The 17558-nt window shown below is 73.3% G+C and carries 17 protein-coding genes; 12 read left to right on the top strand and 5 right to left on the bottom strand.

The annotated features are described in order from the left end of the window. The first annotated feature begins 115 nt into the window (after positions 1-115). Together purF and purM are read left to right on the top strand one after the other, a co-directional pair. A complete protein-coding gene (gene purF / locus AB3388_RS25715; protein WP_495408160.1) occupies positions 116-1657 on the top strand; it encodes an amidophosphoribosyltransferase in 1542 nt (513 codons plus the stop codon). Then, a complete protein-coding gene (purM, locus tag AB3388_RS25710) occupies positions 1654-2700 on the top strand; it encodes a phosphoribosylformylglycinamidine cyclo-ligase (protein ID WP_495408159.1) in 1047 nt (348 codons plus the stop codon). Before purF ends, purM begins: the two co-directional genes overlap by 4 nt. 129 nt (positions 2701-2829) lie before the next feature. On the opposite strand, the gene AB3388_RS25705 is transcribed toward purM, so the two are convergent. From AB3388_RS25705 to AB3388_RS25695, 3 genes are all read right to left on the bottom strand, one after another. Next, positions 2830-3051, bottom strand: coding sequence for a DUF3073 domain-containing protein (locus tag AB3388_RS25705; protein ID WP_495408158.1), 222 nt, complete (start codon positions 3049-3051; stop codon positions 2830-2832). A 160-nt stretch (positions 3052-3211) separates the two neighbouring features. Next, on the bottom strand, positions 3212-3664 hold the full coding sequence (locus tag AB3388_RS25700) for a response regulator (protein ID WP_495408157.1): 453 nt from the start codon (positions 3662-3664) through the stop codon (positions 3212-3214). Between the two features lie 161 nt (positions 3665-3825). Next, entirely contained in the window at positions 3826-4893 is a 1068-nt protein-coding gene (locus AB3388_RS25695; protein WP_495408156.1) for a Glu/Leu/Phe/Val family dehydrogenase, read from the bottom strand. 173 nt (positions 4894-5066) lie between these two features. Here AB3388_RS25695 and AB3388_RS25690 point away from each other — a divergent pair, with 173 nt between their 5' ends. Continuing rightward, positions 5067-5279, top strand: coding sequence for a hypothetical protein (locus tag AB3388_RS25690; protein WP_495408155.1), 213 nt, complete (start codon positions 5067-5069; stop codon positions 5277-5279). 7 nt (positions 5280-5286) lie between these two features. Here the strand turns inward: AB3388_RS25690 and AB3388_RS25685 are convergent, their stop codons facing one another. Then, complete coding sequence (locus AB3388_RS25685) at positions 5287-5547, bottom strand: hypothetical protein (RefSeq protein ID WP_495408154.1); 261 nt, start codon at positions 5545-5547, stop codon at positions 5287-5289. An 82-nt stretch (positions 5548-5629) separates the two neighbouring features. Here AB3388_RS25685 and AB3388_RS25680 point away from each other — a divergent pair, with 82 nt between their 5' ends. The 6 genes from AB3388_RS25680 (at position 5630) to AB3388_RS25655 (ending at position 12398) form a co-directional block, all read left to right on the top strand. After that, positions 5630-6793 (top strand): Gfo/Idh/MocA family protein, encoded by a 1164-nt coding sequence (locus tag AB3388_RS25680; RefSeq protein ID WP_495408153.1) that lies wholly within the window; start codon positions 5630-5632, stop codon positions 6791-6793. 467 nt (positions 6794-7260) lie between these two features. Further along, positions 7261-8202 carry a substrate-binding domain-containing protein gene (locus AB3388_RS25675; protein ID WP_495408152.1) on the top strand — a complete coding sequence of 314 codons (942 nt, stop codon included), beginning with the start codon at positions 7261-7263 and terminating at the stop codon, positions 8200-8202. A 60-nt stretch (positions 8203-8262) separates the two neighbouring features. Continuing rightward, complete coding sequence (locus AB3388_RS25670) at positions 8263-9330, top strand: ABC transporter permease (protein ID WP_495408151.1); 1068 nt, start codon at positions 8263-8265, stop codon at positions 9328-9330. A 1-nt stretch (position 9331) separates the two neighbouring features. Next, on the top strand, positions 9332-10147 hold the full coding sequence (locus tag AB3388_RS25665; RefSeq protein WP_495408150.1) for an ATP-binding cassette domain-containing protein: 816 nt from the start codon (positions 9332-9334) through the stop codon (positions 10145-10147). A 58-nt stretch (positions 10148-10205) separates the two neighbouring features. Beyond that, positions 10206-11387 carry a Gfo/Idh/MocA family protein gene (locus AB3388_RS25660; protein WP_495408149.1) on the top strand — a complete coding sequence of 394 codons (1182 nt, stop codon included), beginning with the start codon at positions 10206-10208 and terminating at the stop codon, positions 11385-11387. A 12-nt stretch (positions 11388-11399) separates the two neighbouring features. Then, entirely contained in the window at positions 11400-12398 is a 999-nt protein-coding gene (locus tag AB3388_RS25655; protein ID WP_495408148.1) for a sugar phosphate isomerase/epimerase family protein, read from the top strand. On the opposite strand, the gene AB3388_RS25650 is transcribed toward AB3388_RS25655, so the two are convergent. Beyond that, the gene (locus tag AB3388_RS25650) at positions 12395-13408 is read right to left on the bottom strand and encodes a LacI family DNA-binding transcriptional regulator (protein WP_495408147.1); all 1014 of its coding nucleotides are present in this window, start codon (positions 13406-13408) and stop codon (positions 12395-12397) included. The genes AB3388_RS25655 and AB3388_RS25650 overlap by 4 nt on opposite strands. A gap of 89 nt (positions 13409-13497) precedes the next feature. Here AB3388_RS25650 and AB3388_RS25645 point away from each other — a divergent pair, with 89 nt between their 5' ends. From AB3388_RS25645 to AB3388_RS25635, 3 genes are read left to right on the top strand one after another with little or no spacing between them, the layout of a single operon-like run. Beyond that, positions 13498-15747: a cytochrome P450 gene (locus AB3388_RS25645; RefSeq protein ID WP_495408146.1), complete on the top strand. Its 2250-nt coding sequence runs from the start codon at positions 13498-13500 to the stop codon at positions 15745-15747. After that, positions 15744-16769, top strand: a complete 1026-nt coding sequence (locus tag AB3388_RS25640) for a Gfo/Idh/MocA family oxidoreductase (RefSeq protein WP_495408145.1) — start codon at positions 15744-15746, stop codon at positions 16767-16769. The genes AB3388_RS25645 and AB3388_RS25640 overlap by 4 nt, the downstream gene beginning before the upstream one ends. Beyond that, positions 16766-17548 carry a TIM barrel protein gene (locus tag AB3388_RS25635; RefSeq protein ID WP_495408144.1) on the top strand — a complete coding sequence of 261 codons (783 nt, stop codon included), beginning with the start codon at positions 16766-16768 and terminating at the stop codon, positions 17546-17548. The genes AB3388_RS25640 and AB3388_RS25635 overlap by 4 nt, the downstream gene beginning before the upstream one ends. Positions 17549-17558: the final 10 nt, after the last annotated feature.

Below are 17558 nucleotides of genomic sequence, written 5' to 3'. Positions count from 1 at the left end.
ACGAGCCGGGGGACGGCCCGCGTTCCCCAGTGTGCCGCGCGAACCCCCGCGGCACAGTGGGCACGGTCACCTCAGGGGGCGCAAGAACCGTCGGTGCCGCCGGTACCGTAGAGACGTGCCACGCGGTGACGGACGGCTGACGCACGACCTCGACCCCTCGTCCCCCGGACCTCAGGACGCCTGTGGCGTCTTCGGTGTCTGGGCGCCGGGGGAGGAGGTCGCCAAGCTGACCTACTTCGGCCTGTACGCCCTCCAGCACCGCGGTCAGGAGGCGGCGGGCATCGCGGTCTCCGACGGCTCCTCGGTCGTCGTCTACAAGGACCTCGGGCTGGTCAGCCAGGTCTTCGACGAGCCGACGCTCGGCAGCCTGCGCGGGCACCTGGCCGTCGGCCACACGCGGTACTCCACGACCGGCGCCTCCACCTGGGAGAACGCCCAGCCGACCTTCCGGACGACGGAGGCCGGCACCGGCCTCGCGCTGTGCCACAACGGCAACCTGGTCAACACCGCCGAGCTGGCGAGCAAGGCCGCCGACGCCGGCGTGCCTGGCGCGTTCACCGCGAGCACCGACTCCGACCTGGTGACCTCGCTGATCGCCGCGCACCCCGACCTCTCGGTCGAGGAGGCGGCGATGCAGGTGCTGCCCACCCTGCGCGGCGCCTTCAGCCTGACCTTCATGGACGAGGACACCCTCTACGCCGCCCGCGACCCGCAGGGCGTGCGGCCGCTGGTGCTCGGCCGGCTCGAGCGCGGCTGGGTGGTGGCCAGCGAGACCGCGGCGCTGGACATCGTCGGCGCCTCGTTCGTCCGCGAGGTCGAGCCCGGCGAGCTGCTCGCGATCGACGAGAACGGGCTGCGCAGCCAGCACTTCGCCGTCGCCGAGCCCAAGGGCTGCATCTTCGAGTACGTCTACCTGGCGCGGCCGGACACCACCATCGGCGGCCGGGGCGTGCACGCCGCCCGCGTCGAGATCGGCCGCCGGCTGGCCAAGGAGCACCCCGCCGACGCCGACCTGGTCATCCCGGTGCCGGAGTCCGGGACGCCGGCCGCGGTCGGCTACGCCGAGGCGAGCGGCATCCCCTACGGGCTGGGCCTGGTCAAGAACTCCTACGTCGGGCGCACCTTCATCCAGCCGAGCCAGACCATCCGGCAGCTGGGCATCCGGCTCAAGCTCAACCCGCTGCGCGACGTCATCCGCGGCAAGCGGCTGGTCGTCGTCGACGACTCGATCGTCCGCGGCAACACCCAGCGGGCGCTGATCCGGATGCTGCGCGAAGCCGGCGCGGTCGAGGTGCACGTGCGCATCTCCTCGCCGCCGGTGAAGTGGCCGTGCTTCTACGGCATCGACTTCGCCAGCCGCGCCGAGCTGATCGCCAACGGGCTGGACGTCGAGGGCGTGCGCGCCTCGATCAACGCCGACTCGCTCGGCTACGTCTCCGAGCAGGGCCTGATCGCGGCCACCGAGCAGCCGGTCAACCGGCTGTGCACCGCCTGCTTCACCGGCTCGTACCCGATCCCGCTGGGCGAGTCCGACGTGCTCGGCAAGCACGTGCTCGAGGGCATCGAGAAGCGGGCCGCCGTCACCGGCTGGACCGGCCGGCAGGCCGGCAGCCCGGTCGTCCCCGGTGGCGCCGAGGACGCGCTGACGCGCCCGTGAGCGAGCAGTTCACCTACGCCGCGTCCGGCGTCGACATCGACGCCGGCGAGCGCGCGGTGACGCTGATGCGCGCCGCGGTCGAGAAGACCAACCGGCCCGAGGTCGTCGGCGGGCTCGGGGGCTTCGCCGGCCTGTTCGCGCTGGACACGGAGAAGTACCGCCGTCCGCTGCTGGCGTCGTCCACCGACGGGGTGGGCACGAAGATCGCGCTGGCCCGGCAGCTGGACCGGCACGACACCGTCGGGATCGACCTGGTCGCGATGGTCGTCGACGACCTCGTCGCCTGCGGCGCCGAGCCGCTGTTCCTGCAGGACTACGTCGCCTGCGGGCGGGTGGTGCCCGAGAAGATCGCGGCGATCGTCACCGGCATCGCCGAGGGCTGCACGCAGGCCGGCGCCGCGCTGGTCGGCGGGGAGACCGCCGAGCACGGCGATCTGATGGAGGCCGACGAGTACGACCTGGCGGCGACGGCGGTGGGCGTCGTCGAGGCGGACGGCGTCCTCGGCCCCGAGCGGGTGCGCGAGGGGGACGCCGTCGTGGCCATGGCCTCGTCGGGCTTCCACTCCAACGGCTACTCGCTGGTGCGCCGGGTGGTCGCCACCGCGGGCCTGGACCTCTCCTCGACCCACGGCCTGGACCGCCCGCTGGGGGAGGTGCTGCTCGAGCCGACCCGGATCTACGCCCGCGACTGCCTGGCGCTGGTCGAGGAGCTCGGCGTCGAGGGCGTGCACGCGTACGCGCACATCACCGGCGGCGGGCTGGCCGGCAACACCGCCCGCGTCGTCCCGGAGGGGCTGGCCGCGGTGCTCGACCGCGGAACCTGGGCGCTGCCGGGGGCCGTGCGGCTGCTCGAGGAGCACGGCGTGCCGCGTGCGGAGTCCGAGCGGGCCTTCAACTGCGGCATCGGCATGGTCGCCGTCGTGTCAGCGGACGCGGCCGATCGCGCCGTCGCGCTGCTGACGGGCCGGGGCGTTCCCGCGTGGGTGGCGGGCAGCGTCGAGCGCCGTCCCGAGGGCACCCACCTGGTCGGCGCCTACCGCTGAGGCGCGCGCACGACGACACCGCACACCCCGGAGGGCGCGCGGTGTCGTGGTGAGGAAAGGACCCCCTGCCCCCACCGCTCGCACGCTCGCGGCGGGACCCTGCAGGGGGCCGACGGGCCGTCGCCGCGGTCAGCGGCTGGCGGCCCAGTCGTCGTCCGCGTCGTCCTCGGAGGCCCAGCGGTCGCTGTACTCGTCCTCGTCGTCGTCATCGGTCGACGCCCGGTGGGCCGGGTACGTCGACGGCTGACCAGCGAGCTCTCGCTGCAGAGCGGAGAGATCGGTGTTCGGTGAGCTGTACTTGAGCTCACGGGCCACGCGTGTCTGCTTGGCCTTCGCTCGGCCGCGCCCCATCGGCTCGACCCCCTCGTTACGGAGTACGGGAGCCCAGCCAGCGGCTGGAACGGCCCGCGTGGCGACCCCGACTGAGTGACTGTGTCTGGACCGAGCTTACGACACGTATCGAGCGTGAGCACGGGTCCTCCCCCTCCCGGGGCGGAAGAGGCGACGGAGGTCACGCGGACGGCGCAAGCACGGGGCTCCGCTCCCGGACGCGACGGCACGCGGGCAGGCGGGCGGCGGCCGCGGTGCACCAGAACGAGCTGCCGCCGGCGATGGCCCTGACCACCGAGGGCAGCTCCCCGGGATCCCCTCCCTTGACCACGTAGCCGGAGGCGCCGACCTCGCGGGCGCCGCACACGCTCGCGACCGTGACCGTCGCCGTGTGCATCACCACCCGGGTCGCCGGCCGCACGGCCAGCAGCGTCCGCGTCGCCTCCAGCCCGGTCATCCCGGGCATGGCCGCGTCCATGAGGACGACGTCCGGATCGGTGCGCAGGAGCGTGGGCAGGGCCTCGCTGCCGTCCGCGCACTCGCCGACCACGCGGATGTCCGGCGTCTGCGCGAACAGGTCGCCCAGGGCGTCGCGGACGAAGTCGTGGTCGTCCACGAGCAGGATCCTGATCACAGCGTGCCCTCCCCCAGTCACCCGCCGTCGCGCACGGGCGGCGGATGGTTACCGGAGCAAGCCTGCGCCATGACAGCCCGTGAGAGCAGCCCTAGCTGTGGGACCAAGGTCCCCCCAACTCGGGGGTTCTGGAACGGTGCAGTCGGCCGAGCGGGGTGCCCTCAGGCGCGGGGCAGGCGGATGGTCGCCAGACGGCCGACGGAGCGCATCCGCTCCTCGGCGAGGCGGTCCGCGGCGACGGCGGGGGAGACGCCCTGCTCGTCGGCGGCCCGGAACACGCGCAGCGCGACGTCGAAGATGCCGCTCGCCTTGGACTGGGCGCGGGCGAAGGAGAACCCATGCCGCTCGTCCTCGACCTGGATCACCCCGCCGGCGTTGACCAGGTAGTCGGGGCCGTAGAGGATGCCGCGCTCGACCAGCCGGTCGGCGATCTCCGGCGTCGCCAGCTGGTTGTTGGCTCCGCCGCAGACGATGCGGGCGGGCAGCACGTCGACGGTCTCGGCGTCCAGCGCCCAGCCGAGCGCGCAGGGGGCGTAGACGTCGTGCGCGGTGCGCACCAGCGTCGCGGTGTCGGGCACCGACTTGACCTGCGGGAAGCGCGCCTGCACCCGCTCCACGGCGGTCGGGTCGACGTCGGTGACCAGCACGTCGGCGCCGTCCTCGATCAGGTGGCCGGTCAGGTGCGCGCCGACCTTGCCGACACCGGCGACCGCGACGGTCCGGCCGGCCAGCGACGGCGCCCCCCACACGTGCTGGGCCGCCGCCCGCATGCCCTGGAAGACGCCGTAGGCGGTGAGCACCGAGGAGTCCCCGCAGCCGCCGTAGGCCTCCGAGCGGCCGTGCGCGTACCGCGTCTCGCGGGCGACGACGTCGAGGTCGGCGTTGTAGGTGCCGACGTCGCAGGCGGTGAGGTAGCGGCCGCCGAGCGACTCGACGAACCGGCCGTAGGCCCGCAGCAGCGCCTCGGTCTTGTCGGTGCGCGGGTCACCGAGGATGACGGCCTTGCCGCCGCCGAGGTCCAGCCCGGCCAGGCTGTTCTTGTAGGCCATGGCCTTCGACAGCGCGAGGACGTCGGCCACCGCCGCCTCCTCGCTGGGGTACGGGTAGAACCGCGTGCCCCCGAGGGCAGGGCCGAGCGCCGTCGAGTAGATCGCGATCACCGCGCGCAGCCCGGACTCCGGATCGGCGCAGAAGACGACCTGCTCATGGCCGGAGCCGAGAACGTCCACGACCCGAGCGTAGAGCGCGCGGAGAGCCGGGACCGGGCGACCGGGTGGGTGGCACGAATTGCCGTCGCGCGGTGTGGAGACTCACAGCCGGACGGCGAACAATGCCACCGATGGGGGTGCTCTACCGGTGGAGGCGATCTGCTTCCCGCTGACGTACACAGACCGGAGTTGTCATGTTCCACCGCCCGCTGTTCGCGCACGCATCGCCCCTCCGCCGCCTCGAGGCGGACTCCCGTCGCTTCCTCGTCCAGCAGCTGGCCGACTACGCCTCCGACGCCGATCGCAACGACCTGCAGCTGATCGCCGAGGCGGCCCAGCCGGGTGGCGGTGAGGTCTCGGCCATCCTCGGCCGGCAGGCCGCCGCGCGCCTCGTCCGCGCCTCCTGACCCCGGCTCAGTCGAAGGGGTTCTCGCCGGCCGCGATCTGCTCGGCGAACTCCTCGAGCGCGGCCCGGTCCGGCGTCCCGCCGCGGGCGCGGACGGCCCCCTCCAGCGCGGCGACGATCTCCGCCGGCGGGCGGCCCGCGTGGCTCCGCGCGATCTCGGCCAGGTCCGGCCGGACCTGTTCGCTCAGCTGCTGACCCAGCCGGGGGTTGTGCGGCCGCAGCAGCCGCAGCAGCTCCTCCTGCAGGCGGGAACCCGGTCTGCGTGCCATGAACCCTCCTCGTCCGGCCTGATCCCTCGCTACTCTCGCCGCCGGCCGAGGGGATGGCGAGCATGACCCGAGCAGCGCGGCGATGAACCGGCGGCCGATCGGCGTGGCCGTCGTCGGCTTCGGCTGGATGGGCCGGGTGCACACCCAGGCGTTCCTCCGGGTGCGCCACCACTTCCCGGAGCTGCCGCTGGTCCCGGAGCTGGTCGCGGTCGCCGACGAGGTGCCGGGCCGGGCCGAGGAGGCGGCCGGGCTGTTCGGCTTCGCCGTCCCGACCCGCGACTGGCGTGCGGTCGCCGACGACCCCCGGGTGGCCGCGGTCAGCGTCGCGGCGCCCAACTTCGTGCATCGCGAGATCGGCGTCGCGATGGCGGCGGCCGGCAAGCACCTCTGGATCGAGAAGCCGGTCGGTCTCACCGCGGACGACGCCCGGGCCGTCGCCGACGCCGTCACGGCCGCCGGCGTGCGCAGCGCGGTGGGGTTCAACTACCGGCACGCCCCGGCGGTCGCCCTCGCCCGGACGCTCGTCGCCGACGGCGCGATCGGCCGGGTCACCCACGCCCGCTTCCGGCTCTTCAGCGACTACGCCGCCCATCCGGACGGCGCCCTGACCTGGCGCTACGACCGCGCGCACGGTGGCAGCGGCGTGCTGGGCGACCTGGCCTCCCACGGCGTCGACCTGGTGCGCCACCTGCTCGGCGAGATCACCTCGGTGGTCGCGGACGCCGCCGTCTTCATCCCCGACCGGCCCCGTCCCACCGGGCCGACCGCCGGCCACGCCCGGGCCGCGGGCGGGCCGCGCGGGCCGGTGGAGAACGACGACTACGTCGCCGGCCTGCTCCGCCTGGCCTCCGGCGCCCGCGTCGTCCTGGAGGCCAGCCGGGTCGCGGTCGGCGAGCAGAACGGCTACGGGTTCGAGGTGCACGGGACCACCGGCGCGCTGTTCTGGGACTTCCGCCGCATGGGCGAACTCGGAGTCAGCCGGGGCGACCTGGTCCAGGATCAGCCGATCAGCACCGTGCAGGTGGGTCCCGGGGCGGGCGAGTTCGGCGCCTTCCAACCCGGCGCCGGCCTGGCGATGAGCTACGACGACCTCAAGGTGATCGAGGCGTACTCGTTCCTCCGCTCGATCGCCGAGGACGTGCCCTACGGCGCCGACGTCCACGACGCCCTCCGCTGCGCGCTGGTGCTGGACGCGATGACCACCTCCCGGGCCACGGGCTCGTGGGCGGGCGTCACCGTGCCGTGACCCGGAGACCCTTGACGCCTCCTGTGCCACGTGTCACATTCCATGTCAGTTTGTCCATACAAACTAGGCAGGGTCGCTCCGGTGGCCCTGCCCGCCCACCGGAACCACCGGGAGGACGACGATGGAGCGGCACGGAGATGCCCGCCCCGCAGAGGGGTGCCACCCGCTCGTCGCCGTCGCCCGGCGGGTGCGGGGATGACGCTTCGAGGCGCTGCCGTCGTCGTCGGTGACGACCGGCGGACGGCGCCGGTCCACCGCTACGGCCCGATCACGGCCGCGCGGGGGCGGACCGCTTCCCATCGCGGAGCCTCGGCTGGACCATTCCGGGAGCCGCTCGCGCGTCGCGGCTCGGGTCGTCGCCCGTCCACCCCCGAACCCTCACCTTCACCACCCCGCGGCCACCTCGCCGGTGGGTCGCACGAAGAGAGGAACGCTCGATGAGAAGAGTCGGGAAACCACTGCAGGTCATGGCCGCCGGGGGCGTGGTGATGCTGGCGGTCGCGGCGTGCAGCAGTCAGGGGGGTGCGCAGAACGAGTCGGCCACGACCCAGCAGGACTTCACCATCGCGATGGTCACCCACGAGGCCCCCGGTGACACCTTCTGGGACAAGATCCGCAACGGGGCCGAGGCGGCCGCCAAGCAGCTCGGCGTCACGCTGAACTACTCCAACGACCCGGACGCCGGCAAGCAGGCGACGCTGATCCAGAACGCGATCGACAGCAAGGTCGACGGTCTGGCCACCACGCTGCCCACCCCCGACGCCATCGGGCCGGCCGCGAAGGCAGCCGTGGACGCCGGGATCCCGGTCGTGGCCTTCAACGCGGGTAAGGACGACTACACGAAGTACGGCATCGGGATGTACTTCGGGTCGGACGAGACCCTGGCGGGGCAGACGGTCGGCCAGAAGATCGCCCAGGAGACGCCCGGCCACACCATCTGCGTCATCCAGGAGCAGGGACAGGTTCAGCTCGAGGCCCGGTGTGCCGGTGTGGCGCAGACCAACCCCGACACCGAGAACCTCTTCGTCAACGGCCGGGATCTGCCCTCGGTGCAGCAGACGATCGGCGCGAAGCTGCAGCAGGACCCGAGCATCACCAACGTCGTGACGCTGGGCGCCGACATCGCGCTGGCCGCCCAGAAGGCCAAGACCGACGCCGGCAGCCAGGCGAACATCGAGACCTTCGACCTCAACGCCGACGTCGCCAAGGCGATCCAGAGCGGTGACATCGCCTTCTCCGTCGACCAGCAGCCCTACGTGCAGGGCTACATGGCCGTCACGGCGCTGTGGCTGAACCTCACCAACGGCAACGACATCGGCGGTGGGGGCCCGGTGCTCACCGGTCCGTCCATCGTCGACTCCACGAACATCGACGTGATCGTCCCCTACACCGAGAACAACACCCGCTAGTCCGAGGGGGAGCCGGCCCGTCGGGCCGGCTCCCCCGCCCCCTGCCCCTGGGAGCCCTCCATGAGCTCGTCCGTGGTGACCCAACAACAACCGTCCGCGCCACCCGGCGTCCCTACCCAGACGCGGCCCCAGCGCTCGCTGTTCTCGCGCGTGCTCAGCCGTCCCGAGACCGGCGCGCTCGCCGCGGCGATCGTCATCTTCCTGTTCTTCTACGCGGTCGCGCCGTCATTCCGGAGCTGGGCCGCGGCGTCGACCTACCTCTACGCGAGCTCGACCATCGGCATCGTCGCCGTCGGCGTGGCCCTGCTGATGATCGGCGGCGAGTTCGACCTGTCCTCCGGTGTCACGGTGACCACCGCGGCGCTGTTCGCGGGGATGCTCTGCTTCCAGCTGAGCCTCAACGTGTGGGTCGGCGTGTTCACCAGCCTGCTCGTCGCCCTCCTGATCGGCTTCGTCAACGGGTGGCTGGTGGTCCGCACGGGGATACCCAGCTTCCTGGTCACGCTGAGCACCTTCTTCATCCTGTCGGGCCTCAACCTCGGCGTGACCAAGCTGGTCACCGGCCAGGTCGCGTCCCCCAACATCAGCCAGCTCGACGGGTTCGACTCGGCGCGCGCGGTGTTCGCCTCCGACATCGACCTCGGCTTCATGGTGCTGAAGATCAGCGTGCTGTGGTGGCTGCTGTTCGTCGCCGTCGGCACCTGGCTGCTGCTGCGCACCCGGGTCGGCAACTGGATCTTCGCCTCGGGCGGCAACATGGCCAGCGCCCGGGCGGTCGGCGTCCCGGTCCGCAAGGTGAAGATCGGCCTGTTCATGGGCGTCTCGTTCCTCGCCTGGTTCCTCGGGATGAACCTGCTGATGAACTTCAGCACCATCCAGGCCGGCATCGGGGTCGGCAACGAGTTCATCTACATCATCGCGGCCGTCGTCGGTGGCGCGCTGCTGACCGGCGGCTACGGCTCGGCGGTCGGCTCGGCCCTCGGTGCGCTGATCTTCGGGATGACCACCCAGGGCATCGTCTTCGCCGGCTGGGACCCGAACTGGTTCCGGACCTTCCTCGGCGTCATGCTGCTCGGCGCCGTCATGGTGAACCTCTACATCAAGAACTACGCGGCGCAGAGGAAGTGACATGACCGACACCATCCTGGAGCACGCCGACACCGACCTGCACAAGGGCGAGCCCCTGGTCGAGATGGAGGGCGTCGGCAAGACCTACGGCGCCATCACGGCCCTCGAGGGCGTCAACCTCACGGTCAACGCCGGCGAGGTGACCTGCGTCCTGGGCGACAACGGCGCCGGCAAGTCCACGCTCATCAAGATCATCTCGGGACTGCACCCGCACAGCGCAGGCACGCTCAAGGTGGACGGGCAGGAGCGGCGCTTCTCCTCGCCGCGCGAGTCGCTCGACGCCGGTATCGCCACGGTCTACCAGGACCTGGCGGTCGTGGGCCTGATGGAGGTGTGGCGCAACTTCTTCCTCGGCTCGGAGATCCGCAAGGGCCGCTATCCGATGGCGCCGCTGGACATCAGGGCCATGCGCGAGATCGCGGACGCCGAGCTGCAGAAGATGGGCATCTTCGTCAAGGACATCAACCAGCCGATCGGCACCCTCTCCGGCGGTCAGCGGCAGTGCGTGGCGATCGCGCGGGCGGTGTACTTCGGCGCCCGGGTGCTGATCCTCGACGAGCCGACCGCGGCCCTCGGCGTCAAGCAGTCCGGGGTGGTGCTGAAGTACACCGCCGCGGCCCGCGATGCCGGCCTCGGCGTCGTCTTCATCACCCACAACCCGCACCACGCCTACCTGGTGGGCGACCACTTCATCATCCTCAAGCTCGGCCGCCGCGTGCTGGACAAGAAGCGCTCGGAGGTCTCGCTGGAGGAGCTCACCACCGAGATGGCCGGGGGACAGGAGCTTGCCGAGCTGTCGCACGAGCTGAAGCGCTGAGACCGCCCGCCGGCCGGGTCGGGCGTGGCCCGGCCGGCGGAGAGGTGGAGGAGCAGGCATGTCCGCACAGCCCCTGTCCGTCGCCGTCGTCGGTGCCGGCATGGCCGGCCGCAGCCACGCCGCGGGCTACCGGGCGGTCGGCACCGTGTTCGGGGCGGGTCTGCCGCCGGTCCGGCTGGCCGCGATCGCCGACGCGAACGAGCCGCTGGCCCGCGACGCCGCCCGGCGCTACGGCTTCGACAAGGCCGTGACCAGCTGGGAGGAGATCGCCGAGGATCCCGGCATCGACGCGGTCAGCATCGTCGTCGGCAACGCCCTGCACCGCCCGATCGCCGAGGCGCTGATCGCGGCCGGCAAGCACGTGCTCTGCGAGAAGCCGCTGGCCGGATCCCTCGAAGACGCGCGGGCGATGGCGGCCGCCGAGCGGGCGGCCACGGTGGTGACGGCGGTCGGCTACACCTACCGCCGGTCCCCCGCGATCGCCGCGATCCGCGACCACGTGCGGCGCGGTGAACTGGGCGAGCTCTCCTTCGTCACCGGCCGCTACTGGTGCGACTACGCCTGCGACCCCCGCAGCCCGCTCAGCTGGCGGTACCGGGGCGGCCCGGGCAGCGGTGCGCTCGGCGACATCGGCGCGCACGTCGTCGACGCCGCCCAGCTGCTCTGCGGTCCGATCGTGTCGGTGTCCGGCGGGCAGCTGTCGACCCAGATCACCAAGCGGCCGTTGCCGCTCGCAGCCGTGGTCGGGCACGGCCCGGCGCCGGTGAGCGACGAGGTGGGCGAGGTCGAGAACGAGGACACGGCCGTCTTCTCGGCCCGCTTCCGGTCGGGGCTGAGCGGGTCGTTCTCGGTGTCGCGCACCGCGTTCGGCATGCCGAACGGGCTCGGCCTCGACGTGTTCGGGCTGGCCGGCCGGGCCTCGTTCGACTGGCACCGGCCCGCGGAGTACCTGTTCGACGATCTCCAGCCCGAGGCGCGCACGCGCGGGGGCCGGCAGGTCATCGTCGGGCCGCAGATGCCCTACTTCGCAGGCGGCTACCCGATGGAGGCGCCGGGCGTCGGCGGGGGCAACGCCGAGCTGTTCGTCTACCAGTGCCGCGCCTTCCTCGACCAGATCGTCGGCACACCGGACCCGCTCCCGCCGAACGCATCCTTCGCCGACGGCCTCCACACGATGGAGCTCCTCGCGGCCGTCGTCCGCTCCGCGCAGTCCGACGGCGCCGCCGTCCCCGCTCCCTGAGAAGGAGGCCTCATGGCGCTCAAGCTCGGCGCCTACACCGCGTGCCTGCACGACCGCCCGCTCGACGACGCGCTCGACGTGCTGCAGGCCGACGGCCTGACCTCGGTCGAGGTCAACACCGGCGGCTTCATCCCGTCCCCGCACTGTCCGGTCGATCTGCTGCTCGCCTCGGCGAAGGCCCGGGCGGAGTACCTCGAGGTCTTCGCCGCACGCGGCATGGAGCTCACGGGGCTGAACTGCAACGGCAACCCGCTCAACCCGCTGCCCGGCATCGGGCCCAAGCACGCCGAGGACCTGCGCCGGAGCATCGAGCTGGCCGGGCTGCTCGGCGTCCGGAACGTGGTCACCATGTCCGGCACGCCCGGCTCCGACCCCGGCGCGCGGTATCCGTCGTGGGTGGTCAACCCGTGGGACGCCGTCTACCTCGACGTCCTGGACTACCAGTGGGACGTCGCGGCCGCGTTCTGGACCGACATCGACGCCCGCGCCCGCGACGCGGGTGTCCGGGTCGCGATCGAGATGCACCCGCACAACCTCGTGTTCTCCCCGGTCACGCTGACGAAGCTGGTGGAGCTGACCGGCGCGACCAACGTGGGCGCCGAGATGGACCCCTCGCACCTGATGTGGCAGGGCATGGACGTGGCCGCCTGCATCCGCCACCTCGGCCCGCTGGTGTTCCACGCAGCGGCCAAGGACGCGATGATCATGCCCGGGGTCGACATCCGCGGCGTGCTGGACACCTCCTTCGAGCGGGTGCCCGCCGACGCACCGGACAAGGTGCCCACCGGCATCGGCTTCTGGTGCGCCGCCTGGCCGCGTGACCCGGCCTGGCGGTTCGTCGCCGTCGGCGTCGGCCACGACGTCGACTGGTGGACCGAGTTCCTGCGCGCCCTCGCCGAGGTCGACCCGGACATGGCGGTCAACATCGAGCACGAGGACGCGAGCTACTCCCGGCTCGACGGCCTCGCGCTGGCCGCGGAGAACCTGCGGGCCGCCGCAGAGAAGATCTAGTGCGGCGGCGGCGGCGCCGTCGTCGTCCGGACCACCAGCTGGGGCGGCAGGACCACCTCGCGGGCCGCCGTCCGCTCGCCGTCCAGCCGCTCGACCACGGCGGCCACCGCGCGCTCGACGAGCTCCCGGGAGTTCTGGTTCACCGTCGTCAGGCCGATGTGCGCCAGTCGCGCCGGCGGGCTGTCGTCGTAGCCGACGACCGAGACGTCCCCGGGGACGGCGAGACCGGCGCGGGCCAGAGCGTCGAGCGCGCCGACGGCGACGCGGTCGTTGAAGGTGACGACGGCGGTGGGCGGGACGGCGAGGGCGGCCAGCAGCTGCCCGGCGCGGAAGCCCGCCTCCTCGGTGTGGTCGCCCGGCACGACGCGGATCCGCGCGGCCAGGCCGTGCCGGCGCATCGCCCGCCGGTAGCCGCGGCGGCGGGCCTCGGCGATCGAACCGCCGCCGCCGTCGACGTAGGCGATGTCGGCGTGCCCCAGCCCGACCAGATGGTCGACCGCGGCGGCCACGCCCTCGTCGTCCCCCGCCCGGACGACGTCGACCTCCGCGGCGCGCAGCGGCCGGCCGACGGCGACGACGGGGAGCTGCCGGCCCAGCGCGGCCAGCTGCTCCGCGGGCGCCTCGGGGCCGAGCAGCACGAGGGCCTCGCAGCGCGAGTCGGTGAGCGTCTCCACCGCCCGCCGCTCGTCGCGCCCGCGGGTGACGGTGCTGAGCAGGACGTCGTAGCCGGCCCGCTCGGCCACCTCGTCGAGCTCCTCGACGAGCTCGCCGTGGTAGGGGTTGCGCACGTCCATGAGCACGCCGAGGAGCCGGCTGCGGCGGCGGGCGAGCGCGCTGGCGGTCCGGTCCGGCCGGTACCCGAGCCGGGCGGCGGCCTCCAGCACCCGTTCCCGCGTCAGCGCGCTGGGGCCGGGTGCGCCGCGCAGCACCAGCGACACCGAGGCCGGGGACAGCCCGACCGCGGCGGCGACGTCCTCCAGCCGCGGCCGGGCACGACCGGGCTCCGCCACCGCCGCCCCCATATGTCTTGACATGAAACGTGACCTGCACCATTCTACGGCAAGCGTTTAGAGCGCTTTAAGACCATCTGGGGGCCTCGATGACCGCAGCTCTGACGGCCGTGGACTACAACCCGTTCGCCCCGGACTTCTACACGTCCGATCCGTTCGCCGTGTACCGGTGGATGCGCGACGAGGCGCCGGTCTACTACAGCGAGCGCTGGGGCTGGTACGCCCTGACGCGGTTCGACGACGTCCGAGCCGCGGCGCTCGACGCGGACACGTTCCGCAGCTTCGAGGGCATGGACATCGACGACAGCCGCCTCGAGCAGGTGCCACCGGGGTCCATCGGCAGCATGGACAACCCGCGGCACGACCAGGTGCGCTCGGTGGTGCAGCCGTACTTCCTGCCGCGCCGGATCGCCGGGCTCGAGGACGGCATCCGCACGGTGGTGCGCGAGCTGGTCGCCTCCTGGCGGGACCGCGGCGCGGTGGACCTCGCCCAGGAACTGGCCTGGCCGATGCCCTTCGACGTGTTCTTCCACCTGATGGGCCTGCCGAGCCGGCACGACGAGGACCCCGTGGAGCGGGCCACGCGCGACCAGCTGGAGCACTGGACCCACGAGCTGAAGGACCGCGTGCCCGGCACGCCCCACCTGACCCCGGTCGCGCGGGCCGCGACCGCCGGCGTCCAGCAGTTCTTCATCGACCTGCTGGAGGAGCGCCGCCGGGGAGCGCGCGAGGACCTGGTCACGAAGTTCGTGCACGCCGACATCGACGGGGTGCCGTTCGTCGATGCGCAGGTCACGCCCAACTCCGAGGTCAGCGGCCTGATGATGATCCTGTTCCTGGGCGGCGTGGAGTCCACCGCCGGGTTGACCGGCACGCTGTTCAAGCTGCTCGCCGAGAACCCCGCTCAGCGGGCGCTGCTGCAGCGGGACCCGTCGCTGATCCCCGCTGCCGTCGAGGAGGCGATGCGCCTGATCACGCCCCTGCAGCTCACCGCGCGCACGACCTCGCGCGAGGTGACGCTGCACGGCGTCACCATCCCGGAGGGCGGCCGGGTCGTGCTCATCCCCGGGGCGGCCAACCGCGACGAGCGCCAGTTCCCCGACCCCGACACCTTCGACCTCACCCGGCCGCGCGGCCGCCACCTGGGCTTCGGCGAGGGCGTGCACGGCTGCCTGGGCGCGCCCCTGGCCCGGCTCGAGGCGCGGATCGCCCTCGAGGAGGCCCTGCCGGTCCTGGGCGACTACGAGCTGGCCGGCGAGCCCGGCTTCTACCCCAGCTCGCCGAACATGTACGTCTGGAAGACCCTGCCGGTGACGTTCGGGCGCGCCACTCCCGCGCACCCCCCGCACGTCGAGGCCGTGCACCACCGGACGACCACGGTCACGCTCGTCGCCGCCGAGTTCGAGGTCGAGGCCCGGGTGGCCGCCAAGCAGGAGGCGGCGGACGGCGTCGTCACCCTGACCCTGCGCGAGGCCGGCGACCACCCGCTCCCGACCTGGGAGCCCGGTGCGCACCTCGACCTCATCCTCGGGGAGGCGCCCACGCGGCAGTACTCGCTGTGCGGCGACCCGGCCGAGCACCACGAGTACCGCCTGGGGGTCCTCCGGGACCCCGACGGCCGCGGCAGCTCGCGGTTCGTGCACGACCGGCTGCAGGTGGGCGACACCGTCCGCGTGCGGGGCCCGCGCAACAACTTCCCGCTCGCCCCCGCACCGCGGTACCTGTTCATCGCCGGCGGCATCGGCATCACGCCGATCCTGCCGATGATCCGGGCCGCGGAGTCCGCCGGGGCGGACTGGCGGCTGGTCTACGGCGGACGGCGCCGGGCGTCCATGGCCTTCCTCGACGAGCTGGCCCCCCACGGCGACCGGGTGTCGATCCGCCCGCAGGACGAGACCGGGCTGCTCGACCTCGGCGCGCTGCTCGGCACGCCGGAGCGGGACACGCTCGTGTACTGCTGCGGCCCGGAACCGCTGCTCGCCGCGGTGGAGCAGCACTGCTCGGGCTGGCCGGCGCGGGCGTTGCACGTGGAACGTTTCGCCCCTCGGCCGCAGGCCGAGCCGGTGCGGGCCGAGGCCTTCGAGGTGGTCCTGCAGCAGAGCGAGCTCACCCTCACCGTCCCGCCCGGGCAGTCCATCCTCGCCGTGGTGGAGGAGGCCGGGGTCGGCGTCCTCTCCTCGTGCGCCGAGGGCACCTGCGGCACCTGCGAGACCGCCGTCCTCGACGGCGTCCCGGACCACCGCGACTCCGTGCTCGACGAAACCGAGAGGCAGGCGAACGACTGCATGATGATCTGCGTCTCCCGCTCCTGCTCCGAGCGTCTGGTGCTGGACCTGTGACCGCGACCGGGGCGCCGCTCGGCGTGGCGCTGATCGGATCGGGCCGGATGGGGGCCTTCCACGCCGAGACGCTGGCCCGCCGGCTGCCTGGGGCCCGGCTGGCCGCCGTCGCCGATCCCGCGCCGGGCGCGGCCGAGCGGCTGGCCGGGCAGCTCGGGGCGGACCGCGCGTACACCGACCCCGCGCGACTGTGGGACGACCCCGCGGTCGAGGCCGTCGTCATCGCCGCCCCCGCCCGCGCGCACGCCGATCTGGTGGTGGCGGCCGCCGGCGCCGGCCGGCACGTCTTCTGCGAGAAGCCGATGGCGGTCACCCTGCCCGACGCCGACCGCGCCATCGACGCCGCCCGCGCGGCCGGCGTGGTGCTGCAGGTCGGGTTCAACCGGCGGTTCGCGCCCGACTGGCGGGCCGCCCGGCGGCTGATCGACGACGGCGCGCTGGGCAGTCCCCGGCTGCTGCGCTCGCTGACCCGTGATCCCGGCGGCTTCGACCCCGCGCGGGTGCTGCCGGACACGATCTTCCTCGAGACCCTGATCCACGACTTCGACACCCTGCGGTACCTGGCGCCCGGGGCCGAGGCGGTGGAGGTGTTCGCGACCGCTGACGCGCTCGTGGAGCCGGAGTGGCGGGACCGCGGGCTGCTCGACACCGCCGTCGTCGTCGTCCGGTTTGACACCGGCGCGCGGGCGGTCGCCGAGGCCTGCTTCGAGGCGGCCTACGGCTACGACGTGCGCGGAGAGGTCCTGGGCTCCGGCGGCATGGCGCAGATGGGCGACGGCCGGCGGACCGGGCTGGTGTTCTCGGCCGCCGCCGGGCGCTCGGTCGAGACCGCCCGCAGCGACCAGGAGCTGTTCGCCGACGCCTACACCGGGGAGCTGGCCGCGTTCGTCGCCGCCGTCCGGACCGGCACGCCGCCCCCGGTCGGCGGCGAGGACGCCCGCGCCGCGCTGGCCATCGCGCTGGCCGCGGCCGAGTCGGTGCGGGCCGGCCGGCCGGTGCGGCTCGAGGAGATCGAGAAGTGACCTTCCGGCTGGCCGCGTCGGCGGAGATGCTCTTCCTCGACCTGCCGTTCGAGGAGCGGGTGCGCCGTATCGCCGGCCTCGGCTTCGAGGTCGAGATCTGGAACTGGACGACGAAGGACGTCGAGGCGCTGGTCACGACGGGCGCGACGTTCTCCTCGATGACCGGTTACGTCACCGGCTCGCTGGCCGACGAGGACGGCGCCGAGGAGCTGCTGCGCACCGCCGAGGAGTCGCTGAAGGTCGCCGAGCGGCTGGACTGTCCCCGGCTGAACCTGCACGGCACGGGCCTGGACGAGCGCGGCCTGCCGGTGCTGCCGAGCGAGACGGTGACCCCGGCGATGTGGCTCACCGCCGCCCGCACGCTCGCGCGCGTCGCCGAGCTGGGGGAGCGGGCCGGGCGGGTGTTCACCCTGGAGAACCTCAACACCGCCGTCGACCACCCCGGCACGCCCTTCGCCCGGGCGGCGGACACGATCGCCCTGGTCGAGGCGGTCGGCAGCCCGCACCTGCGGCTCAACCTGGACCTGTACCACGCCCAGATCGGCGAGGGGAACCTCGTCGCGCTCGTGGAGCGGGCGCTGCCGCTGGTCGGCGAGATCCAGGTGGCCGACGTCCCGGGCCGGTGCGAGCCGGGCACCGGCGAGATCCACTACCCGGCGGTGGCCACGGCGCTGGACCGGCTCGGCTACACCGGGGTCGTCGCGCTCGAGGGCTGGGCGTCCGGCGACCCGGTCGAGGCGCTGGCGGCGTTCCGGGCCGCGTTCGCCCCGGCAGCCTGACCGCCGGCGC

The sequence above is a fragment of the Geodermatophilus sp. SMS 5-13 genome, from assembly GCF_059428245.1.
This window is presented reverse-complemented; position numbering and strand designations above follow the sequence as displayed.